Raw genomic sequence first — 22,537 nt, 5'->3', positions numbered from 1 at the left:
TTGCCCTAATGCCCGGAGTGTCGGTTTCTCGGGAAGTGCTGCAAAGCGGCCCGCGACCGCCATAAAGTGCCAGGTCAGCCAGTCTGCTCCCCGCGCCTGCGGGGATGAACCCGACAAGGCGTCGGCGCTCGCCGCGCAGACCCACTGCTCCCCGCGCCTGCGGGGATGAACCCCCGGAGTTGTCGCCCACCGCCGCGCCGCCGCCCTGCTCCCCGCGCCTGCGGGGATGAACCTGATCTTCGCGGAGGCGAGCGCGGCGCGCGCCACTGCTCCCCGCGCCTGCGGGGATGAACCCGGGCCCGCCCACGGCGCGTAGGCCCGTGGGTCCTGCTCCCCGCGCCTGCGGGGATGAACCCGACGCTTTGGCCACGGCCATCAAGCGGCGGGACTGCTCCCCGCGCCTGCGGGGATGAACCCCCGTCGGGGCGGGCGTCGTAGTCCTGCTGGATCTGCTCCCCGCGCCTGCGGGGATGAACCGCCGTCCCGCCGGCGCAGTGCCATAACGGCGTCCTGCTCCCCGCGCCTGCGGGGATGAACCCTCGTCGGCGATGGCTTCGAGGTTGGCGATCAGCTGCTCCCCGCGCCTGCGGGGATGAACCCGCGTTGCGCACGGCGAAGGCGGCCGAGGAGGCCTGCTCCCCGCGCCTGCGGGGATGGACCCACCCGCGCCGAGGTGCTCCTGGCCGAGGCGATCTGCTCCCCGCGCCTGCGGGGATGCGCCCCGATCTTCTGATCGGGGGATAGGGGATCAGCGGGCGCGGGTTGTTTCCGAGGGGTTGGTTCGGCATTGGCGGCGGCGGGATTCACTCCGTCACGCAGCAGCAGCGGCCCGTCCCGTAAGCGGCAGCCGCACACTCGGCGCGAGCTCTCCAGGGGGCCGCTCCCGGGCGCGAACGGGTACGAGGTACCGCCATCCGGGGAAAATCCTTGGACCGCGCGGCCAGCGCCACGGGACACTTCCGGTTCCTGCAAACCGCCCGCACACGACAGCACAGGGTTGCAATGGGAATGCCTGAACCGCCCGAAAGTCCACCGGGCAAGGGCCCGGTCATCCTCGCACTTCGCTACTACGGAAGGGAGTTGGTCCGCCTTCGATGGCTGACCGCACCCGCGATGCTGCTCCCGGCGCTGGGCAACATCGGAATCAACTACATCGCGCCGCTGATCGTCGCCAAACTCGTCGGCCGCATCGCCGGGGGTGGCAGCACCGCCGTCGACGCGATGCTGCCGTACCTCCTCGGCTTCGCCGGGGTCCTGCTCCTCGCCGAGGCGCTGTGGCGCCTCGGCCTCCACTGCCTCAACCGCCTCGACGCCCGCGGCATCGAGCACCTGTACGTGGTCGGCATGGACGAACTGTTCGCCAAGGACGCCGCGTTCTTCCACGACAACTTCGCCGGATCGCTGACCAAGCGGGTGCTCAGTTTCGCCTCCCGCTTCGAGGACCTCGTCGACACCCTGACCTTCTCGGTGATGGGCAGTTTCGTACCGCTGGTGTTCGCCTCCGTGGTGCTGTGGCAGTACGACCCGCTGCTCGTGGCCGGACTCCTGATCCTGATCGCCGTGACGGCACTGGGCGTGGCGCCCCTGATCCGGCGCCGCCAAGGACTCGTCGCCCAGCGCGAGGAGGCGATCGCCAGGATGTCGGGCCACGTCGCCGACAGCCTGATGAACATGGATACCGTCCGGGCCTTCGCCGCCGAGGAACGCGAGGCGGCCGAGCACCGATCGCGCGTCGCGGAGTCGCGCCGGCTCACCCTGCGCTCCTGGGACTACGGCAACCTCCGCATCGACACGCTGGTCGCGCCGATGTCCGTACTGACCAACGCGCTGGGCCTGCTGCTCGCCGTCACGCTCGGCGGGGGAGAACACGGCGTGGAAGCGGTCATCGTGGCCTTCACCTACTACGCCAGCGCGACGCGGATCATGTTCGAGTTCAACCAGATCTACCGCCGGATGGAGAGCTCGATGACGGAGGCCGCGCAGTTCACCGAACTGCTGCTCACGCCGCCGACCGTACTCGACCCGGCATTCCCCGAGCCGCTGCGGCCCGGGTCCTCCGCCATCCGCTTCGAGCGGGTCAGCTTCGCCCACGGCGGCGGCAAGTCGCTCTTCGACAGCCTCGACCTGGACGTGCCCGACGGGACGAAGATCGGCCTCGTCGGCCGGTCCGGTGGCGGCAAGACCACGCTCACCCGGCTGCTGATGCGGATGACCGACATCGAATCCGGCCGGATCCTGATCGGCGGCCAGGACATCACCCACTTGCGCCAGGCCGACCTGCGCAGCCTGATCGCCTACGTCCCGCAGGACCCGGCCATGTTCCACCGCACCCTGCGGGACAACATCGCCTTCGCCCGGCCGGACGCCACCGAGGCCGAGATCCGCCGCGCGGCCGAGGCGGCGCACGTCACGGAGTTCACCGACACCCTGCCCGACGGCTTCGACACCATGGTGGGCGAGCGCGGCGTCAAGCTGTCCGGCGGACAGCGCCAGCGCGTCGCGCTCGCCCGCGCGATCCTGCGCGACGCGCCGATCCTGCTGCTCGACGAGGCGACCAGCGCCCTGGACTCGGAGAGCGAGATCCTCGTCCAAGAGGCGCTGTGGCGGCTCATGGCGGGCCGGACGGCCCTCGTGGTGGCGCACCGGCTGAGTACGGTCGCGACGATGGACCAGCTCGTCGTCCTCGACCGCGGACGCATCGTCGAACGCGGCACGCACGAGGAGTTGCTCGCCTCCGAGGGCGCCTACGCGAAGTTGTGGCAGCACCAGTCGGGGGGCTTCCTCGACGACACCTCTGCCGCGCGCGTGGACCTCGGCTGACCGCGGGCCCGGCCCGCCGGGCCCGCCCCGTGATCCGCTGCGCGACGTCCTCGTTGCGCAGCGGATCACGCAGCGGGTACGAACTCGTGCACCAGGCGGACGAACTCGTCCTCCTTCTCGAAGAACGCGACGTGCCCGGCGTCGATCTCGGCGTAACGGCTGTTCCCGATCGCCGCGTGCAGGGCGAGGCTGTTCTCCACCGGGACGGTGATGTCCTGGGTGCAGCCGATCACCAGCGTCTCGGCCTGGATGCGCGGCAGCAGGTCGCGGATGTCGATGCGGGTGTCGAGGTCGACGTGGCGCAGGGTGCCGGGGGTGGGCGGCATGTTGGGGATCAGCAGCTCCACCTGCTCGCGGCCGATCGCGTTGAGGAATCCGCGGCTGAAGCCGGTCATGGCGACGGCGCGGCCGAAGGCGGCCGGGTCGGAGGCGCCGAGCTGCTTCCACAGGGTGAAGAGGTTGCGCAGGTACTCGTCGCCGTCGGTGTGGGCCCATCCGGCGACCAGGACCAGGCGGCGTACGAGATCGGGGCGCAGGGCGGCGACGGCGGCGGACACCGGCGCGCCCATGGAGAAGCCCAGCAGGTCCACCGGGCCGGCGTCCGCGTCCTCGATGACGGCGATGACCTGGGCGGCCAGGCCTTCCACGGTCAGCGGCGCCCCGTCGTCCACGGTGCGCTCGGTGCCCGAGAGGTCAGGGGTGATGACGGTTCGGTCGGCGGTGAAATGCGGCAGCAGCCGGCCCCAGTTCACGGCGGAGCCGCCCGATCCGGTGCCGTGGACGAGTACGAGCGCGGGGCCCGAGCCGGCGCGGTCGTAGTGGACCCGGGCGTCGACGACCTGCACGGTCGCGGTACGGGGGGCGGTCGTGGCGGCGGTGGCGGTGGCGGTGGCGGTGGGGGTGGGGGTGACGGTGGCACGGGTGGTCATGGCGGCTGCTCCTTCTGGGGCGGTGGGCGCCGGGCCCTTCGCTCCGGCTCCGCCCACATTGCCGCCGCCGTCCCGCAGGCGGCAGAGCCCGCTCGAACCTAGGACCGGGGATCCCAGGCGCGCCCCGGCCGGCACGTGGACCCGGCCCGCACGTGGACCCGGCCGGCGCGCGGCTCCGTCCGGCAGAATGATCAATATGACGATCGATCGCTGGAACCTCGCCGACTTCCTCCGCCGTTCGCGTGACCGCGTGCGTCCGTCGGACGTGGGCCTGGCCGAGGGGCCGAGGCGGCGGACGGCGGGGCTGCGGCGCGAGGAGGTCGCCCAGCTCGCCGGGATGTCGGCCGACTACTACATGCGGATGGAGCAGGCCCGCGGCCCGCAGCCGTCACCGCAGATCCTTTCCTCTCTGGCCCGCGCCCTGCGGCTCAGCGACGACGAACGCGACCACCTCCACCTGCTGGACCAACTGCCCGGCACCGCTGCCCAGGTACTCGGCGACCTGGGCGACGTCCTGGCCCAGAACGACCTGGCACGGTCCCTACTGGGCGGCGTGTGCACGGTCTCCGAGCACGGCCGCAACGTGATCTGGCGCTGGTTCGCCGACCCGGCCGCGCGGGACGCGTATCCGACCGAAGAACACGACCATTACAGCCGGTTGCACGTCGCGGACCTGCGCGCCGCCGTCGCCCGCCGGGGCTCCGCCGATCCGGTGGCCGGCCGCCTCGTGGACCGTCTGCGCGAGGCCAGCGAGGACTTCGCCGGCCTCTGGGACCTGCACGAGGTCGCCGTCCGGCGCCGCAGCCGGATGCGGGTCATCCACCCGGTCGTCGGCCCCGTCGACCTCGACTGTCAGGTGCTCCTCGCCCAGGAGGAGGACCAACGCCTCGTGCTCTTCACCCCGCCGCCCGGCTCGGACACGGCCGACCGCCTCGCCCTGCTCCGGGTGCTCGGCACCGAACGGTTCCCCTCGGAAGTAGGTTGACCGGATGTCCACACCGTCCCTGATCCTCCTGCTGTCCGGCAGCCTGCGGACCGGCTCCTCCAACGAGTCCGTGCTGCGCACCGCACAGGCCGTGGCCCCCGCGCAGGTGCGCACCGTCTTCTACGAGGGCCTGGCCGCCCTGCCGCACTTCAACCCCGACGACGACACCGACCCGCTGCCGGCCCCGGTGGCGGAGCTGCGCGCGGCGATCGCCGCGTCGACGGCGGTCCTGATCTGCACCCCGGAGTACGCGGGCACCCTGCCGGGCTCGTTCAAGAACCTGCTCGACTGGACGGTCGGCGGCACCGAGATCTGCGACAAGCCCGTGGCCTGGGTCAACGCGGCCGCCGCCGGCCGGGGCCGGGGAGCGGAGGCCACGCTGCGGACGGTACTGGGCTACACCGGCGCGGACATCGTGGAGTCGGCGTGCGTGAGCGTCCCGGTGGACCGGGGCGCGATCGGCGCCGACGGGGTCATCACCGACGCAGGGGTGCGCGAGCAGCTCGGCACGGTGCTCGCCCGGTTGCTGACGCCCCGCTGAGGAGGCCCGCCCGAGAGCGGCGCCCACCCTTTGGGAGCGGATGTGCATATTTTGTTCTGATATGAGCATTCATGTGGAAAGCCATGGCCGGCCGGGGCGGCGCCGGCTGCTCCGGGTGGTACTGACCGGCACGGTGGCACTGGGGGCCGGCCTGGTGGCCGGTTCCCCCCGTACCCCGGACACCCCCGTCGCCGGGGGCCCCGGACGGACCCGGCCCGCCACGCCCGCGTCCGCGCTGCGGGAACTGGAGACGGGCAACGCGCGCTGGCGGACCCTGCACGAGCGGCACCCCGACGAGACGCGGACCGTGCGGCAGACGTTGGTCGGAGGCCAGCACCCCTTCGCCGTCGTCCTCGGCTGCGTCGACTCCCGCGTCCCCCCGGAGCTGGTCTTCGACCAGGGCCTGGGCGATCTGTTGACCGTACGGTCGGCGGGCGAGGTCCTGGACGAGGCGGTGCTCGGCAGCATCGCCTACGGAGTCCTCGAACTGGGCATTCCGCTGATCGTCGTCCTGGGCCACCAGTCGTGCGGGGCGGTCGCCGCGGCCGTCCGGGCCGCCGAAGAGGGAGCCTCGCTGCCGGGCCACATGCAGTACCTCGTCGATCAGATCCACCCGGCGATCGACCGCGCGCTGCGCGGGGCCGCGCGGATCGACGCCGCGATCACCGCGAACGTACGGCTGGTGCGGGCGCGGCTCGCCGCGGAACCGGAGCTCGCCGCCAAGGTCGCGGCCGGGGCCCTGGCCGTGGTCGGAGCCCGGTACGAGCTGACCAGCCAGCGGGTGCGCCGGCTCGACTGACCCGCCGGCTCCGGCTCGGCTGACCCGCCGGCTCCGGCTCGGCTGACCCGCCGGCTCCGGCTCGGCTGACCCGCCGCGTCCGGCTCAGCCGCACGGCCGGGTCCGGCTCGGCACGAATCCCAGTTCGTCAGCCTCGGGAGGCCCACACCGCACGTCCGGGTGGTTGTTCCCCGCAGGGGTGCCTTTGGGCGCTGAAGGCCCCGACGGGCCGGGAGAGTTGGTACATGATCATCGAACCCGTGCCCGCGCCCGACGCCACGCCCGGCCCCTCCGGCGAGCCCGCCCCGGCGTCCTCCCGCCGCCCCTCCCGCCGCAAGGTCATCGCCGGCGCAGCCGCCGTCGCGGGAGTCGGCGCCCTCTCGGTCGCCGCCGCCTCCGGAACCCCGCAGGCCCCGTCCGGTTCGGCCAGCCCCGATTGGGAGACCTGCCTCACCATCGCCCGGGCCGTCCTCGTGCGCGACGAGGACGACGAACCCCTCGTTCCCCGCTACTCCGACATCCTGCTGAAGAACGGTCTGCCCCGGTCCCGCACCCGCAAGAAGGTACTGATCGTCGGCGCCGGGCCCGCCGGGCTCACCGCAGCCCACCTGCTGCGCGAAGCCGGGCACCAGGTCACCGTCATCGAGGCCAACGGCAACCGGGTGGGCGGCCGGATCAAGACCTTCCGCACCGGCGGCCACGAGAAGTCCGCGGCCCCCTTCGCCGACCCGAAGCAGTACGCCGAGGCCGGCGCGATGCGCATTCCCGACAGCCACCCCCTGGTCACCGGGCTGATCGACAGTCTCGGGCTCAAGCGCCGGCGCTTCCACCTGGTCGACGTCGACGGGTCCGGCCGCCCCGCCTACCGAACCTGGATCTTCGTCAACGGCATCCGCGTCCGCCGCGCCGACTACGCGCGCAGCCCGCAGGCCCTCAACAAGACCTTCGGGGTTCCGGCGGCCTACGAGGCCCTGCCCGCCGCGCAGATCGTCCGCAACGCCTTCGCCCCCGTACGCAAGGAGATCGAGGGCAAGAAGGACAAGCAGCTCGTCGAGGGCTGGGCCCGCGTGATCCAGCGCTACGGCCACATGTCGATGTACCGCTATCTGACCGAGGAGGCGAAGCTCGACGAGCGCACGATCGACCTGATCGGCACCGTCGAGAACCTCACCTCCCGCCTGCACCTCGCCTTCGTGCACAGCTTCATCGGGGCCTCGCTGATCAGCCCGGACACCGCCTTCTTCGAACTGCCCGGCGGCACCGCCACCCTGGTCGACGCCCTCTACGCCCGCGTCGACGACCTCGTCCGGCTCGACCGCCGCGCCACCCGGATCACCCACGGTGAGGGCGGGGTCAGCATCGAGACCGTCTCCGAGGGCCGCGGCGGCAGCACCGTGCGGCGCGAGACCTTCACCGGCGACACCGCGATCATCACCGTGCCCTTCTCCGGGCTGCGCCACATCCCGGTCGCGCCCGCGCTCTCGTACGGCAAGCGGCGCGCGATTACCGAGCTGCACTACGACGCGGCGACCAAGGTGCTGCTGGAATTCAGCCGCCGCTGGTGGGAGTTCGACGAGGCCGACTGGAAGCGCGAGCTGGAGGCGGTACAGCCCGGCCTGTACCGCAAGTACCAGCTCGGGCGGACCCCCGCGGACGGCAGCCTCCTGGGCGCGCACTCGTCCGTTTCCGACCGCGGCATCTCCAGCGGGCAGCGCGCGCACTACGCGGCCTGTCGGGCGGTCACCCGGGACCAGCCCGAGGCGGCCCACGTCATCGGCGGCGGCTCGGCCACCGACAACCCCAACCGCTTCATGTTCCAGCCCTCCTACCCTGTCGAGGGCAGTGCGGGCGGGGTCGTGCTCGCCTCCTACAGCTGGTCGGACGACGCCCTGAAGTGGGACTCCCTGGACGACGAGGAGCGCTACCCGCGCGCGCTCGCCGGGGTGCAGGAGGTGTTCGGGCAGCGGATCGAGGTCTTCTACACCGGCGTCGGGCGCACCCAGTCCTGGATGCGCGACCCATACGCCTACGGCGAGGCCTCCGTGCTGCTGCCCGGCCAGCACACGGAACTCTTCCCCCACGTCCGCAAGGTCGAAGGGAACCTGCACTTCGCCGGGTGCCACACCTCCATCAAGCCGGCGTGGATCGAGGGGGCACTGGAGTCCGCGGTGCGGGCCGCCCTGGAGGTCCACTCGACGCTCTGACCGGCCGGCGGGGGCCTTCGCTCGAGGCCCCCGCCTGACGCCCCCGCCTGACGCCCCCGCCTGACGCACCCGGCTGAGGCCCCCCACCTGAGGCCCAGGCTTCCGCCCCTGCCCCTCCTCAGTTCTCGGCGAGCACGATCAGCCAGTCGTGCTCGCCGAAGCGGACCGGCTGCCCCTTGTCCGGATTGAGCCGCACACCGTACGCAGGGCCCGTGGCGGCCTCGGCGCGCAGCCGGTAGCCGACCGCGCATTCGCGGCGCCGCCGCGCCGACTCGACGAGCGTCGCGAACGTCACCTCGCGATCGGTGTGCACGTAGTCCGCGACCGGCTTCAGGTGGAGCTCGTTCCCCTCCGCCTCGAACAACTCCTGGAAGACGGCGGCGAGATAGGGGCTCTCCGAGATCTGGGTCATGAGCAGACTGATCAGCCGGCCGCTGACGATGAAGTCCGCGCCCTCCCGGGCGGGCGCCAGCAGCCGGTTGCCGTCGTCGGACATTTCCGTGGTGAGCGACGGCTCCCGCCCCGCCGCCTCCCCGATGGCCCGCAGATGGAGCAGGGTGACCAGTGTCCGGTCGTCCGTCTCCGTCCCGGTCTCCGGGGCGAGGCCGAGGTCGATCGCGCGGGCGGGCACCGGTGCTGCCGCATGGGGGCCGGTCCCGTGGCCCGTCTCGCCGATGACGATCACCCGGTCGTACGCGGGCACGTCCAGTTTGGCCAGCAGCTCGGGATCGGTGATGTCCCCACTGCGGAAGGCCACTTCGAGGTGGCTGCGCGCCCCCGCGACGCCCGAGGCGGGGCGCGTCCGCAGCTCGTCGGCCAGCGAAACGACGTCCAGCGTGCTCCCGGGGCCGACGAACTGGTCGAGCTGCTCCACGACGAGCGGCGCGCGCCGGTTCCAGCCGAGGAGGAGCAGCCGTTCGGGCTCGGGCGCCCCGGGGCGGGCCGTGACGATCGCGTCCTCGTCGACGCACGAGGAAGCGTCCGCCGGTACGGCAGTGTCGTCGTCCTCGGAGATGAGGATGATGCGGTCGTCCGTGCCGATCGTCGTACCGGGGTCCGGATTGAGCGCGACACCGCCGTCGGCGTGCAGCAGACCGACCACCGAGGACGTGCTGAACGCCAGCAGGGCCTCGCCGAAGGTGCGGCCGGCGAGGCCCCGGGCGGCGGCGGCGTAGAACTCGTCGCCCGCGAAGTCGAGCAGTTCCTGGTAGACGAGCGACAGGCCCGGCTCGCGGGCGGTCTGGACGAGGAGCCGGGCGATGATGTCGTCGACGCACAGGACGTGCCCGCCGGGCCCGGCGGCCAGCCGGGCGGTGAGGTGGTTGCGGGTGTCGCGCACGGCGGCGACCACCACCGCCCCGCCGGGTTCGCGGACCGCCGCCTCGAGGGCGAGCAGCGTCTTCACCACCTGGGCGTCACCGGTGTCCCCCTCTGGGGGCAGTACGAGCACGGCCTTTGCGGTCCGCGGACTCACCCGGGACAGCGCCGTGGGGTCGGTGGTGCGGCCGTTGCGGCAGATGATCCGCGTCGTACCCCTGCTCCTGCTCCTGCCGCTGCCGCTGCCGCTGCCGCTGCCGGTACCGGCAGCGGTTTCGGCGATGGAGGTTGAGATCTCCTCCTCCATCTCCACGTTGTCCTTCGGCGCGAGGACGGCGATGGCGGACCGGCGCTGGTTGGCGTTCGCGGCCACCAGCTCCCCGACCACCGGGAAGATCTGGTCCGACCAGCCCAACAGGACGGTGTGCCCGGACTCCAGCACGGTGGAGTGGCCGCGCCGCAGCAGCATCATGCGCCGGTTGATGCCGGTGGTGATCAGACCGACCAGCGTGGAAACGAACAGCAGGGCCACCAGGGCGAGCGCCACGGAGGCCAGCACGTAGAGGGGTGACCCGACCGCGCCTCCGATCTTGAGCGTCTGTCCGACGCTGACCCATATGGCGGCGAGCCTGCCGGAGAGGGTTGCCGGGGCGGCCCGGTCGGCCCAGACGAGCACCGTGCTCGCCGGGACCACGACGGCGAGGCAGGCCAGGGCGAACCAGCCGATGAGCGCGGTGGTTCCCCCCGCCATCAGATTGTCGAACCGGTACCGCAGGCGCAGTGCCAAGGACGTCGTGTGCCGCTGCGCCATGAGAACCCCCTCGCCTTCCTCGCTGCTAACCCGCGGGCGCCCGCTCGGTTACGGGTGAACCGCCCCCGGCCGCGGGGCCGCTGCGGGAAGCACCCGGGGATCTGCCGGTCAGGAGTCCAGGGCCGCGATGATCTCGTCCGTCGTGCTGACCCTGCCGATGCGCGGGAAGATCTTGCCGAAGGTGTGGGCGTGGGAGTCGGGGTCGGTGTCGGCGGTGGCGTCCTCCGCGAAGACCAGGTCGTAGCTGAGTTCCCACGCCGTACGGGCGGTGGACTCGACGCCGACGCTGGTGGAGATGCCGGCCAGCACGATCCGGTGGATGCCGCGGCGGCGCAGCTGGAGGTCGAGCTCGGTACCGGTGAAGGCGCCCCAGTGGCGTTTGGTGACGACCACGTCCCCGAGGGCGGCCAGCTCGGCCGGGATCTCGGAGAAGGCGGCGGGCGGGGCGGCGGCCGGGCCGGGGCGGTCGACGTTCGCAGTGGGCAGGTCGCCGCCGTCCGGGGACCACGCCACCTTGACCAGGACCACGGGCAGCCGGTGGGCGCGGAACGCCTCGGCGAGCGCGATCCCCTTCCCCAGGATCTCGGGGGTGGGCTTCGCGGCGGGCCGCTCGAGGATGCCCGTCTGGAGGTCGATGAGGACCAGGGCGGTGTCCCCGCCGAGAGTGAGGCGGTGGGGTTCGGCGGTCATGAGGTCTCCTCCGGCAAAGTGGGGCATGGCGCGCAATTTACAAGGCGGTCCGCCGATTTCCCCGGCCCTCCTGGCCCTCCTGTCCCTCTCGCCGGATTCACCCGCCCCTAAGATGGGAACGTGAGTACGAATACAAGGGAATCCCGGCCCGCCCTGACGCCCGCACTGAGCGGGACCGAGCTGCTGCGCTGGTATTGGACGCTGGCCGAACTGGGCGCCCTCGCACGGGAAATGGGCCTCCCGGCCCGCGGTGGCAAAGCAGTCGTCACCGCACGGCTCGCCGCCGCCCTCGACGGACTTCCCGCGCCCGCCGCCCCGGCGGCCCCCGCACCCCGGCGCGCCGGGCGCCAGCTCACCGCCCCCATCAGCGGCGCGACCGTGATCCCGCCGGGCCAGCGCTGCAGCCAGGTGCTGCGCGCGTACTTCGTCCGCGAGATCGGACCCGGCTTCCACTTCGACGCCTTCATGCGCGACTACATCGCCCAGCACGCGGGGCACACCCTCGCCGAGGCCGTCGCGCACTGGCACGCGACCCGCACCCGGGCTGCCGAACCCCAGGAGGTGGGCGTGCAGTTCGAGTTCAACCGGTTCCTGCGCGCCTGGCACGCCCAGCACCCGGACGGGGCCCGCGCCGAGGCCCTGGCCGCGTGGCAGGACCATCGGGCCCGCCCCCGCGACCGGGCCGCGACGGCCTAGTGCTGTGGCCGGAAAGGTTCACCGGCTCACGACGCCCGGTACGGCACCTCGCCGCGTTGTCGGACCGCGCAAGTACGTCCAGTACGAGCCGCGGCCTTCCGCCTTGCGATGCACCGCACCGAACGCCGCGAACCGGCAAACCTTTCCGGCCACAGCACTAGGCGCGCTCGTAGCGCAGCAGGACGACGCCGTTGCCGAAGGTGTGGGTGTCCGTGTGCCGCAGGGTCACCGGAGCGTGGTCGAGGGTGGGGAAGAGCGGCGTGCCGCGCCCGATCCGCACCGGGTGCACGTAGATCCGGTAGGCGTCCACCAGGTCCTGGCGAAGGAAGGAGGCGGCGAGATCGGCCCCGCTCAGCGTCAGGTCGCCGCCCGGGGCCGCCCTGAGCGCGGCGACCTCCTCGGGCACGACGTCCCGCACGACCGTGGTGTTCCACTCGGCCGACCGCAGGGTGCGCGAGTACACGTACTTGGGCTTGGACCGCCAGATCTCCGCGAACTCGGCCACCGTGCCGGCGTTCGCCGGATCGGCGTCGGCGGTCGGCCAGTAGTCCGCCATCAGCTGGTGCGTCACGCGCCCGCTGAGGAAACCGCCCATCGGGCGGAGCACGTCGTTCATGTGCTGGTGCAGCTCTTCGTCGACCTGGTGCCAGCCGATGTCCCGGTCCGGCCCCTCGATGAACCCGTCGAGCGACACCCCGGCCATCAGCACGATCTTCCGCATGGCCGACCACGGTACGCCCCGGGAGCGCCCGATGCCGGGAGCGGCGCGGGCCACGGTGATACTGGCCGGTGTGAAGACCGAAGACGCGCAGGCCGAAGACCCGCGGGCCGAAGCCCCGCAGCCCGACGACGCGGACACCGTGCTGCTCCACATCGAAGGCCGGACCGGGGTGGTCACCCTCAACCGCCCCAAAGCCCTCAACGCCCTCACCCGCCCCATGGTGATCCGCATCGACGAAGCCCTCGCCGCATGGGCGGCCGATCCCGCCGTCCATCAGGTCCTGATGCGCGGCGCCGGTGAGCGCGGCCTGTGCGCGGGCGGGGACATCCGGGCCATCCACGACGACGCCAAGGCCGGGAACACCGCATCCGCCGGTTTCTGGCGCGACGAGTACCGGCTCAACGCCCGCATCGCCCGCTACCCCAAGCCGTACGTGGCCCTCATGGACGGCATCACCATGGGCGGCGGCGTCGGCGTCTCCGCCCACGGATCGGTCCGGATCGTCACCGAACGCTCCCGCGTGGCCATGCCCGAGACCGGCATCGGCTTCGTGCCCGACGTCGGCGGCACCTACCTGCTCGGCCGTGCGCCCGGCGAACTCGGCACCCACCTCGCCCTCACCGGCACGGCGGTCGGCGCCGCCGACGCGCTGCTGTGCGGGCTCGCCGACCACTTCGTACCGGCCGACCGGCTCCCGGAGCTGACCGCCGCCCTGGCCGGGGCACCCGCCCGTGAGGTGCTCCCGCGGTACGCCGCCACCCCCGGGCCCGGTGAACTCGCCGACCGGCGCGGCTGGATCGACCACTGCTACGCGGCCGCCACCGTCGAGGAGATCGTGGAGCGGTTGCTCGGCCAGGGGGAGCCCGCCGCCGAGGAAGCCGCCGAGACGATCTTGGCCAAGTCCCCGACCGCCCTCAAGGTCACCCTCGCCGCACTGCGCCGGGCCGCGGAGCTCGGCCCGCTGGAGCGGGTGCTGGCCCAGGAGTTCCGGGTCTCCTGCAACGGGCTGACCGCGCCCGACCTGGTCGAGGGCATCCGGGCGCAGGTCGTCGACAAGGACCGCGATCCGCACTGGTCGCCGGCCACCCTGGCCGAGGTGACCGACGCCGACGTGGAGCGCTTCTTCGCCCCGCTCGGGGAGGACCGCGAACTGCGTCTGCCGCCGCCGCAGGACCTCGGTCGAGGCTGAGCCGCGCCTCCGGGCCGTCCGGGACCCGCTGGAGTCCGTGGCCGAAGTGCTCCTCGCGCAGCTTCCACGGGTGCGCCGTGGGCGCGTCCGTTCGTCTGCTGACGGGCGGCCGGCCCAACCGACGCTGCGGACGCCGTGCGCAGCGTACGCAAGGCGTCCGGCGTCCGGCGCCGGGCTACGAGCCCACGTACTCCCGCAGGTGACGGGCGGTCAGGGTGTCCGCCCCGGCCACCAGGTCCGCCGGAGTGCCCTCGAAGACGACCTCGCCGCCGGCGTGGCCGCCGCCCGGGCCGATGTCGATCAGCCAGTCGGCGTGCACCATCACCGCCTGGTGGTGTTCGATGACGATCACCGAATTCCCGTCGTCGACGAGCCGGTCCAGCAGGGCCAACAGCTTGTCCACATCGGCCATGTGCAGGCCGGTCGTCGGCTCGTCCAGGATGTACGTCGAGGACTTCTCGGCCATGCTGATGGCGAGCTTGAGCCGCTGCCGCTCCCCGCCCGACAGGGTGTTGAGCGGCTGCCCGAGCCGCAGGTACGAGAGTCCGACGTCGGCCAGCCGGCCGAGGACCGCGCGCGCCTGCCCGGTGGGGAAGAACGCGTGCGCCTCCGCGACCGGCATGTTCAGCACCTCGCTAATGTTCTTGCCGCGCAGCCGGTACGTGAGCACCTCGGGCGTGAACCGCCGGCCCTCGCACTCCTCGCAGACCGAGGCGACCGCGGCCATCATCGCCAGGTCCGTGTAGACCAGCCCGAGGCCGTTGCACTTCGGGCAGGCGCCCTCCGAATTGGCGCTGAACAGCGCCGCCTTGACCCCGTTGGCCTTGGCAAAGGCCGTCCGGATCGGCCCCAGCAGCCCTGTGTAGGTGGCCGGATTGGACCGGCGCGAGCCGCGGATCGGCGACTGGTCGGCCACCACCACCCCGTCCCGCCGGGCCAGGTACCCGTGGATGAGCGAGCTCTTGCCCGAACCGGCGACCCCGGTCACCACCGCCAGTACCCCCAGCGGCACCTCCACACTGACGTCCTTCAGGTTGTGCAGATCGGCGTCCTTGATCGACAGGTGTCCGCGCGGGGTGCGCACCGACTCCCGCAGCCGCGCCCGGTGTCCGAGATGGCGCCCGGTGAGGGTGCCGGAGGCGCGCAGCCCGGCCACGTCCCCGCTGTAGCACAGGTGCCCGCCGGCCGTGCCCGCGCCGGGGCCGAGGTCGACGACGTGGTCGGCGATCGCGATGACCTCGGGCTTGTGCTCCACCACCAGCACGGTGTTGCCCTTGTCGCGCAGCCGCAGCAGGAGGTCGTTCATGCGCTGGATGTCGTGCGGGTGCAGGCCGGTCGTCGGCTCGTCGAAGACGTACGTGACGTCCGTGAGCGAGGATCCGAGGTGGCGCACCATCTTGACCCGCTGGGCCTCGCCGCCGGACAGGGTGCCGGAGGGGCGGTCCAGGCTGAGGTAGCCCAGGCCGATCTCCACGAGGGAGTCGAGTAGGCCCCGTAGGCCGGTGAGCAGCGGGGCCACGGCGGGGTCGTCGATCCGGCGGACGAACGAGGCCAGGTCGCTGATCTGCATCGCCGAGCACTCGGCGATGTTCAGCCCGTCGATGCGCGAAGACCGTGCCGCTGCGGACAGGCGCGCGCCGCCGCAGTCGGGGCAGTCGGTGAAGACCACGGCGCGGTCGACGAAGGCCCTGATGTGGGCCTGCATCGCATCGCGGTCCTTGGACAGGTACGTCCGCTGGATCTTCGTGATCAGGCCCTCGTAGGTGTAGTTGGTGGAGCCGGACTTCACCTTCACCGGGCCCGTGTGCAGGAGGTCGGCCCACTCCTGCTCCGTGAAGTCCTTGAGCTTGATGTCGGCGGAGTAGAAGCCGGAGTTGACCATGTTCTGCCAGTACCAGGTGTCCACCGCGTAGCCGGGGACGGTGATCGCGCCCTCGTTGAGGGAGAGTTCACGGTCCACCAGCTGGTCGACGTCGATGTCGGAGACCTGCCCGATGCCCTCGCAGCGCGGGCACATGCCCTCCGGGGAGTTGAAGCTGAAGGCGGTGGACGCGCCGATGTGCGGGACGCCGAGGCGGGAGAAGACGATCCGCAACATGGTGGAGGCGTCGGTGGCGGTACCGACCGTGGAGCGGGAGTTCGCGCCCATCCGCTCCTGGTCGACGACGATGGCGGCGCTCAGGTTGTGCAGCCCGTCCACGTCGGGCCGGCCCTGACTCGGAAGGAAGGACTGGATGAACGCCGTGTACGTCTCGTTGATCATCCGCTGCGACTCGGCGGCGATGGTGCCGAAGACGAGGGAGGACTTGCCGGAGCCGGAGACACCGGTGAAGACGGTGAGTCGGCGCTTGGGGATGTCGAGGGAGATGTCCGTCAGGTTGTTCTCCCGCGCTCCGCGGACCTGGATGACCTGATGGCTGTCGGCGGCGATCTGCACGGAACTCCTCGCGTGGCGGTGTCTGGAGCTTACTTTCTACACTGTACTCTATACGTCGTACAGTGATTTATGGGCCACGCGCTTGGAGGACCGCACATGGCGAAGGACCGCAGTGGGGCGGGCGACCCCGTCCGTACGCTGGAGCTGCTGTGGCGGGAGCGGGGGCAACAGTCGGCCCGGCCGGGCCGGCGCGGCCCGCGGCAGGGCCTCACCGTCGACGCCGTGGTCCGGGCCGCGACCGAACTCGCCGACGAGGCCGGACTGGCCGCGCTCACCATGCGCGCCCTGGCCCAGCGGCTGGCCGTGACGCCCATGACCCTCTACACGTACGTCCCCGGCAAGGCCGAACTCCTCGACCTGATGCTGGACGGGGCGTACGAGCGCATGGAGCGCCGGCCGCCCGGCGCGCGGGACCCGTGGCAGATCGAGGTCACCCGCGTGGCCGAGGACAACCGCGACCTGCTCGCCCGCCACCCCTGGATCGCGGACCTGGCGGTCACCCGCCCGCCGCTGGGGCCCGGAGTCATCGGGAAGTACGAGTACGAGCTGGCGGCCTTCGAGGGCATCGGCCTCACCGACGTCGAGATGGACGCGGGCCTGGCCCACCTCCTCGGCTTCGTCCACGCGCACGCCCTGGGGGTCGCCGACGACGCGGCGCACAACAGTCGCCAGAGCCAGGAGGACTGGTGGGCCGTCAGCGAGCCGCTGCTGGCCCGGGCGCTGGACCCCGAGCGCTACCCGCTCGCCGGAAGGGTGGGTGCGGCGGTCGCCGGATACCACCCGCAGACGCTCTGGACCTTCGGTCTCCAGTGCGTCCTCGACGGCCTGGCCCGCCTCGTCGACTCCCGACCCGCGCGCTGACCCGGCGTCCTGCCCGCCCGCGCCGGTCCGGGACGGGCAGGAACGGGCGGGACGGACCGGTCAGCGGTAGCCCGTGGTGTCCGCGGGGCGGTCCGGGTCCTGGACCTCGACCATGTAGCGCCAGGCGTCCGGGCGGCTGCCGTCGAGGTCCGTGAAGCCGTACTCCCGGGCGAGCTGCCCGCTGGAGAGGGACCGGCCGTTCCAGCGGGCCACCTCCGGGTCCGTGGCGAGGGCCGCGACCGCCCGGCCCACGTACGACGGGGTCTCGGAGATGGCGAAGTGCGGGACCTTCGCCAATGCGTCCCGCCAGTTCGCCTCCGTCACCCCGAAGGTGTCGAGCATCATCTCCGAGCGCAGCCAGCCCGGCGTCAGTGCCACCGCCGTGGCGCCCCGCGGCCCCAGCTCGTGCCCCAGCGCGAACGCCATGCGCAACACCGAGGACTTGGCGATGTCGTAGAAGAAGGACACCCGGTAGCGACTGGCGTTGTACTCGGCGGTTCCGTCCGTCATCTCCACCACCAGCCCGCCCGGCTCGCGCAGCAGCAACGGCACCGCGAAATGGCTGGTGATCGCGTGGGTCTCCACGGCCAGCCGCATCAGTCGCAGCCCCTTGTCCAGGTCGTGCTCCCAGACCGTGCTCTCCCACTCGAAGAGCAGCTCCCCGCCCCAGACGTCATTGACCAGGACGTCCAGCCGGCCCTGTTCCGCGTCGATCCGTCCGACCAGGGCCTCGACCTCCGCCGGCACCAGGTGGTCGGCGACCACCGGGACGCCCCGGCCGCCCGCCGCGGTGACCAGCTCGGCCGTCTCCTCGATTGTCTCGGGCCGGTCGTACTCCGAACGTCTGCCCCGGGTGCTGCGCCCCGACACGTACACGGTCGCACCCCGCGCACCCAACTGGACCGCGATGCCCCGGCCCGCGCCGCGCGTCGCCCCGGCCACGAGGGCCACCCTGCCTTCAAGAGTCCGCTGTGTTTCCGGCATGCCCCGACCCTATGACGGACACCGCCGCTGCCGACGGCAAACGGCCCGTCGGCCACCAGAGCCGCCGGGTCCCATCGCCCGGGCCGCCGCCACCGCGGGTGCCGCCTCCGGCCGGTTCTGGGACGGGACGGCAACGGACTTGTCCAACCCGCCCCCGAGGCCGCACTGTTGACCGAGTCTCGTCCATCAGATCAGGAGAACCGGCTTGTCGTCCCACATCTCACCCGTCCCGCAGGGCCAGAGCACCCCCTACGTGATCGACCCCGCCGGCGGCTGCCCGCACGCCCTCAACGCCCGGCTGCGCGCCGAGCACGGCGCGGTGGCGGAGGTCGTGCTCCCCGGCGGGGTCCCGGGAGCGGTCGTCCTGGGACACGACGCGCTGAAGGAGTTCCTCGCCCACCCCGACGTGGCCAAGAACGCCCGGCACTTCCCCGCCCTGCACGACGGCACCATCCCCGCCGACTGGCCGCTGCGGGTCTTCTCCAACGCCCAGGGCATGCACACCGCGGACGACGCCGACCACCGCCGCCTGCGCGGGCTGGTCGGCAAGGCCTTCACCGTCCGCCAGGTCGAACGGCTGCGGCCGCGCGTCGAGGAGCTGACCGCCGAACTCCTCGACGACCTCGGGCGGGCCGCGGCCGGATCCCCCGACGGGACCGCCGACCTGTACGAGCACTTCGCGCTCCCGCTCCCGATGAACGTCATCTGCGAGCTGCTCGGCGTGGACCCCGAGCACCGGGGCCGGCTGCACCACCTGGCCAACCAGGTGGTCATCGCCACCGACCTCACCCCGGCCGAGAAGATGGCCGCCCTCCAGGAACTCATGGCCCTGACCAGCACGATCGCGGCCGCCCGCGCCGCGAACCCCGGCGAGGACCTCACCAGTGCGCTGATCGCCGCCCGCGAGGACGACGGGGACCGGCTCACCGAGATCGAACTCATCGGCACCATGCGGCTGATGCTCGTCGCGGGCCACGAGACCACCCTCAACCTCATCGTCAACGCGGTCCGCGCCCTGTGCGCCCACCGCGACCAGCTCGCGCTGGTCCTGGACGCCAAGGCGACCTGGTCGGACGTGGTGGACGAGACCCTGCGCTGGGACACCCCGGTCAGCTGGTTCCCGTTCCGCTACCCCACCCGCGACCTGACCGTCGACGGCACCGTGATCCCGCAGGGCACGCCGGTGCTCGCCGGATACAGCGCGGCGGGCCGCGACGCGTCCTTCCACGGGCCGGACGCCGACCGCTTCGACATCACCCGCCCCACCGCCGCCCGCAGCCTCGCCTTCGGCCACGGCGCCCATTACTGCACCGGCGCTCCGCTCGCCCGGCTGGAGGCGACGATCGCACTGGAGCGGCTCTTCACCCGCTTCCCCGACCTCGACCTCGCGGTCCCGGACGCCGAACTCCCGTACCAGAACAGCTTCATCAGCAACAACGTCCGCTCACTGCCGGTCCGCCCCGGCCGGCCGGCCACCGCCGCTTCCTAGCGCCCGGACGCGCACGTCCACCGCGTGCCACCCCGTCGCCCCGTCCGGCACGGTCCCGGTGCGGACGCCCGTTTGCACCGTGCCCGTGCCGTCCGTCGCGCGGACCTCCAGGATGTGCGGCCCGGGGGTCGCCTGCCACGGCCACACCCACTGGCGCCAGGTGTCGACGCCGTCCGCCGTCCCGAGCCGCGCCTCCTGCCAGGGGCCGTCGTCCACCCGTACCTGGACCCGCTCGATCCCGCGGTGCTGGGCCCACGCCACCCCGGCGACGGGCACCCGGCCCGGCGGCAGGTCGGCGTACGGGCGCGGGGTGTCGATCCGCGACTGCGTCTTGACCACGGCCTGCTGGGCCCAGGAGCGGCGCACCCAGTAGGCGTCGTAGGCGGCGAAGGTGGTCAGCCGCAGCTCGGTGACCCATTTGCAGGCGGAGACGTACCCGTACAGGCCCGGTACGACCATCCGGACCGGGAACCCGTGGGCGAAGGGCAGCGGTCGGCCGTTCATGCCGACGGCCAACAGCGCCGCCCGCCCGTCCATGACCGTCTCGACCGGTGTGCCGATGGTCATGCCGTCCACCGAACGCGCCACCAGCTGGTCGGCGGGCCCGCCCTCGGACGGCGGCCGCACCCCCGCTTCGCGGAGCACGTCCGCGAGGCGTACGCCGAGCCAGCGGGCGTTGCCCGCGTACGGGCCGCCGACCTCGTTGGACACGCAGGTGAGGGTGATGTCGTGCTCGACCACCGGGCGGGCGAGGAGCCCTCGCAGATCCAGGGTCAGGGGCCGGGCCACCCCCTCCCCGTGGATGCGCAGTCGCCAGCTGTCCGCGTCCACGCGCGGGACGACCAGCGCGGTGTCCACCCGGTAGAAGTCCTGGTCCGGGGTGAGGAAGGGGCCTAGCCCGGGCACCCGCAGGTCCGCGCCGGCGGGCACCGGCGGCGCGGGCACGGTGGGCCGGGGGAGGACGAAGCGGGCCCGGGAGGCGGTGGCGTCGGCGCTGCCGTGCGCACCGAGCTGTCGTGCCCCGAGTCCGACCCCGGCCGACGCCGCCAGGACGGCGACCACCAGCCGGCCGAAGCCGCGCCGGTCCATCGACCCGGCGCCGCCCGGCGCAGCTTCGGCCGGGCGGGCCCGCTTGCCGGCTGTGACCAGCAGGTACAGCACCCCGGCCGAGACCAGTGCGCCCACCAGGGAGGGCAGCGCGTCCCGCCAGGAGGCCTCCGGCCGGCTGAGCGCGGCCAGGGCCCCCACCAGCCCGAATCCGCCCGTGACGGCGATCGCGGCCGGGAGGTGGCGTACGGCGAGCAGCCCGGTGCCGACGGCGACCGCGGCCAGGACGAGCAGGATGCCGAGGCCCAGCACCAGCTTGTCGGAGGTGCCGAACAACCGGATCGCCCATTCCCGGACGGCCACGGGCGTCAGGTCCACCACGGCCCCGCCGACGGCCGTGACCGGCGAGGCTTCGGGCCGGCCGGCCGCGGCCGCGGCCAGCTGCGCCGACGCCAGCCCGGCCACGGCCGCGACGATCCCGCTGACGGCGCCCATCGTGCGCCTCGGCCGCACAGAACGGCTCGGGACTGACTCCACACGGCCAGTGTCCCGCGCCCGGGCGGCTCCGCGCCGCCGGCGTGCCGCCGGGCCCGACCTTGCCGTGCCGTGCCGTGCCGGGCCGGGCCGGGCCGGGCAGTGCCGGGCAGCGCCGGCGTCGTGCGCCCAGGGCGAAAGGATCATGCCCCGAGCGAACGGGCCGTGGCGACGGCCGGGCGCGCGGCAACGATGACGACAGGTCCCCCGTCGTTCTCCGAAAGCGTGGACACCGTGCCCCTGAAATCCGACCGGACCATCCGCACCTCCCCCTACCGGCCCGTCCTCACCCACCCGACGCTGCGCCGCCTGTTACCGGGGTTCACCGTCTCGTCCCTCGGCGACGGCATGGCGGTGGTCGCCGTGAGCTGGCTGGCGATCGAGATCGCACCGGCGGCGGAGCGCGGCATGTGGGTGGCCCTGGCAGCCGCCGCCTACACGCTCTCGGGCGCCGTGGGGGCCCTCCTCCTCGGGCGGCTCCTGCGCCACCGCCCCCCGGCCCGACTGGTCGCCTGCGACGCCCTGCTGCGCGCCACCGCCCTGGGCGCGATCCCCGTGTGTCACGCCCTCGGAACACTGAGCACCGAGCTGTACGTCGCCCTGCTCGCCCTGTCCTGCGTCCTCCATTCGTGGGGCCAGGCCGGCGTCTACACCCTGCTGGCCCGGCTGCTGCCGGAGCGCGACCACCTGGCCGGCAACGCCGTCCTGTCCGGCATCGGCTCGCTCTCCACCGTCTTCGGCCCGCCGCTCGCCGGCGCCCTGATCCTGTGGGGTGGCGCGGCGACCGTGATCGCCGTCGACGCGGCGACCTTCCTCGTCCTGGCCGCCACCTTCTTCTTCGGCGTGCCGCACGACGACCCGCCCGCACCCGAGGAGGGCGCTTCCAAGGCCGCGGGCTTCGCCGTCATCCGCCGCACCCCGGCCCTGCTGGGCCTGCTCGCCCTGAGCTTCGCCTTCTTCTGCCTCTTCGGTCCCGTGTACGTCGCCCTGCCGCTGTACGTGTCGGACGGTCTGGGCGCTGCTGCGGGCCTGCTCGCGGCCTTCTACACCGCGTTCGGTGTCGGCGCCGTCCTCGGCTCCGTCCTGACGGGATACCTGAACCGCCTGCCGGTGTGGCCGGTCACGACCGGCATCGTCGCCGCCTTCGGGGTGTTCCTGCTGCCGACGGGGCTGGGGGCGCCGACGGCGTTCGCCGTCGCCGGGTTCGCCGTGGCCGGGCTGCTCTGGCCCCCGTACGCCTCGCTGTCCACCGCCCTCTTCCAGCGCGCGGCCCCGCCGGAGCTGCTTCCCCAGACCCTGGCCGCGAGCTCTGCGGTCCGGGTGCTCGCGGTGCCGCTCGGTACCGCGCTGGGCGGCCCGCTGGTGGCCGGGTTCGGAGCCCGGGAGACCCTGCTCGCCTCGGCCGCCTCGATCGCCGTCCTCGGTCTGGCGGCTGCCGGGGCCGCACGGGCAGGGCGCAAACGCAGCCAGTGAATCGGCGCCGGGGCCCGCCCGGAGTCCGGAC

At 72.9% G+C, this 22,537-nt stretch carries 17 protein-coding genes and 1 CRISPR repeat array; of the genes, 10 read left to right on the top strand and 7 right to left on the bottom strand.

What is annotated here, in order from left to right; all coding sequences use genetic code 11:
• Positions 1 to 83 precede the first annotated feature (83 nt).
• Positions 84 to 722: a CRISPR direct-repeat array (repeat unit 28 nt; unit sequence CTGCTCCCCGCGCCTGCGGGGATGAACC).
• Positions 723 to 1,002: 280 nt separating this feature from the next.
• On the top strand, positions 1,003 to 2,820 hold the full coding sequence (locus ACIQK6_RS25350; protein ID WP_402695513.1) for an ABC transporter ATP-binding protein: 1,818 nt from the start codon (positions 1,003 to 1,005) through the stop codon (positions 2,818 to 2,820).
• Positions 2,821 to 2,885: 65 nt separating this feature from the next.
• On the opposite strand, the gene ACIQK6_RS25345 is transcribed toward ACIQK6_RS25350, so the two are convergent.
• Entirely contained in the window at positions 2,886 to 3,749 is an 864-nt protein-coding gene (locus tag ACIQK6_RS25345) for an alpha/beta fold hydrolase (RefSeq protein ID WP_402695512.1), read from the bottom strand.
• 196 nt (positions 3,750 to 3,945) lie between these two features.
• Between ACIQK6_RS25345 and ACIQK6_RS25340 the strand changes: the two genes are divergently transcribed.
• From ACIQK6_RS25340 to ACIQK6_RS25325, 4 genes are all read left to right on the top strand, one after another.
• Positions 3,946 to 4,734 carry a helix-turn-helix transcriptional regulator gene (locus tag ACIQK6_RS25340; RefSeq protein WP_402695511.1) on the top strand — a complete coding sequence of 263 codons (789 nt, stop codon included), beginning with the start codon at positions 3,946 to 3,948 and terminating at the stop codon, positions 4,732 to 4,734.
• A 4-nt stretch (positions 4,735 to 4,738) separates the two neighbouring features.
• Entirely contained in the window at positions 4,739 to 5,275 is a 537-nt protein-coding gene (locus ACIQK6_RS25335) for an NADPH-dependent FMN reductase (RefSeq protein ID WP_329097233.1), read from the top strand.
• A gap of 61 nt (positions 5,276 to 5,336) precedes the next feature.
• On the top strand, positions 5,337 to 6,074 hold the full coding sequence (locus ACIQK6_RS25330) for a carbonic anhydrase (protein ID WP_329097230.1): 738 nt from the start codon (positions 5,337 to 5,339) through the stop codon (positions 6,072 to 6,074).
• A 224-nt stretch (positions 6,075 to 6,298) separates the two neighbouring features.
• On the top strand, positions 6,299 to 8,257 hold the full coding sequence (locus ACIQK6_RS25325; protein ID WP_329097228.1) for an FAD-dependent oxidoreductase: 1,959 nt from the start codon (positions 6,299 to 6,301) through the stop codon (positions 8,255 to 8,257).
• 118 nt (positions 8,258 to 8,375) lie between these two features.
• On the opposite strand, the gene ACIQK6_RS25320 is transcribed toward ACIQK6_RS25325, so the two are convergent.
• Entirely contained in the window at positions 8,376 to 10,385 is a 2,010-nt protein-coding gene (locus tag ACIQK6_RS25320; RefSeq protein WP_402695510.1) for an NAD-binding lipoprotein, read from the bottom strand.
• A 108-nt stretch (positions 10,386 to 10,493) separates the two neighbouring features.
• Positions 10,494 to 11,075, bottom strand: a complete 582-nt coding sequence (locus tag ACIQK6_RS25315) for a hydrolase (protein ID WP_329097225.1) — start codon at positions 11,073 to 11,075, stop codon at positions 10,494 to 10,496.
• A gap of 120 nt (positions 11,076 to 11,195) precedes the next feature.
• Here ACIQK6_RS25315 and ACIQK6_RS25310 point away from each other — a divergent pair, with 120 nt between their 5' ends.
• The gene (locus tag ACIQK6_RS25310; RefSeq protein WP_329097222.1) at positions 11,196 to 11,771 is read left to right on the top strand and encodes a DUF6434 domain-containing protein; all 576 of its coding nucleotides are present in this window, start codon (positions 11,196 to 11,198) and stop codon (positions 11,769 to 11,771) included.
• Positions 11,772 to 11,928: 157 nt separating this feature from the next.
• On the opposite strand, the gene ACIQK6_RS25305 is transcribed toward ACIQK6_RS25310, so the two are convergent.
• Entirely contained in the window at positions 11,929 to 12,492 is a 564-nt protein-coding gene (locus ACIQK6_RS25305; RefSeq protein WP_329097220.1) for a dihydrofolate reductase family protein, read from the bottom strand.
• On the opposite strand from ACIQK6_RS25305, the gene ACIQK6_RS25300 reads away from it, so the two are divergent.
• Entirely contained in the window at positions 12,491 to 13,681 is a 1,191-nt protein-coding gene (locus tag ACIQK6_RS25300; protein WP_402695509.1) for an enoyl-CoA hydratase/isomerase family protein, read from the top strand. The genes ACIQK6_RS25305 and ACIQK6_RS25300 overlap by 2 nt on opposite strands.
• Positions 13,682 to 13,856: 175 nt before the next feature.
• Here the strand turns inward: ACIQK6_RS25300 and ACIQK6_RS25295 are convergent, their stop codons facing one another.
• Positions 13,857 to 16,118: an ATP-binding cassette domain-containing protein gene (locus ACIQK6_RS25295; RefSeq protein WP_402695508.1), complete on the bottom strand. Its 2,262-nt coding sequence runs from the start codon at positions 16,116 to 16,118 to the stop codon at positions 13,857 to 13,859.
• A gap of 96 nt (positions 16,119 to 16,214) precedes the next feature.
• On the opposite strand from ACIQK6_RS25295, the gene ACIQK6_RS25290 reads away from it, so the two are divergent.
• Positions 16,215 to 16,979, top strand: coding sequence for a TetR/AcrR family transcriptional regulator (locus ACIQK6_RS25290; protein WP_329097214.1), 765 nt, complete (start codon positions 16,215 to 16,217; stop codon positions 16,977 to 16,979).
• A gap of 60 nt (positions 16,980 to 17,039) precedes the next feature.
• On the opposite strand, the gene ACIQK6_RS25285 is transcribed toward ACIQK6_RS25290, so the two are convergent.
• Positions 17,040 to 17,963, bottom strand: coding sequence for an SDR family oxidoreductase (locus tag ACIQK6_RS25285; RefSeq protein WP_329097212.1), 924 nt, complete (start codon positions 17,961 to 17,963; stop codon positions 17,040 to 17,042).
• Between the two features lie 205 nt (positions 17,964 to 18,168).
• On the opposite strand from ACIQK6_RS25285, the gene ACIQK6_RS25280 reads away from it, so the two are divergent.
• Positions 18,169 to 19,452 carry a cytochrome P450 gene (locus ACIQK6_RS25280; protein WP_402695507.1) on the top strand — a complete coding sequence of 428 codons (1,284 nt, stop codon included), beginning with the start codon at positions 18,169 to 18,171 and terminating at the stop codon, positions 19,450 to 19,452.
• Here the strand turns inward: ACIQK6_RS25280 and ACIQK6_RS25275 are convergent.
• Positions 19,408 to 20,994, bottom strand: a complete 1,587-nt coding sequence (locus ACIQK6_RS25275) for a molybdopterin-dependent oxidoreductase (RefSeq protein WP_402695506.1) — start codon at positions 20,992 to 20,994, stop codon at positions 19,408 to 19,410. The genes ACIQK6_RS25280 and ACIQK6_RS25275 overlap by 45 nt on opposite strands.
• Before the next feature lie 273 nt (positions 20,995 to 21,267).
• Between ACIQK6_RS25275 and ACIQK6_RS25270 the strand changes: the two genes are divergently transcribed.
• Positions 21,268 to 22,506: an MFS transporter gene (locus tag ACIQK6_RS25270; protein WP_329097206.1), complete on the top strand. Its 1,239-nt coding sequence runs from the start codon at positions 21,268 to 21,270 to the stop codon at positions 22,504 to 22,506.
• The last annotated feature ends 31 nt before the right edge of the window (positions 22,507 to 22,537 follow it).

It is taken from the genome of Streptomyces sp. NPDC091682, from assembly GCF_044756625.1.
In the GTDB taxonomy this organism is placed as follows: Bacteria; Actinomycetota; Actinomycetes; order Streptomycetales; family Streptomycetaceae; genus Streptomyces.
This window is presented reverse-complemented; position numbering and strand designations above follow the sequence as displayed.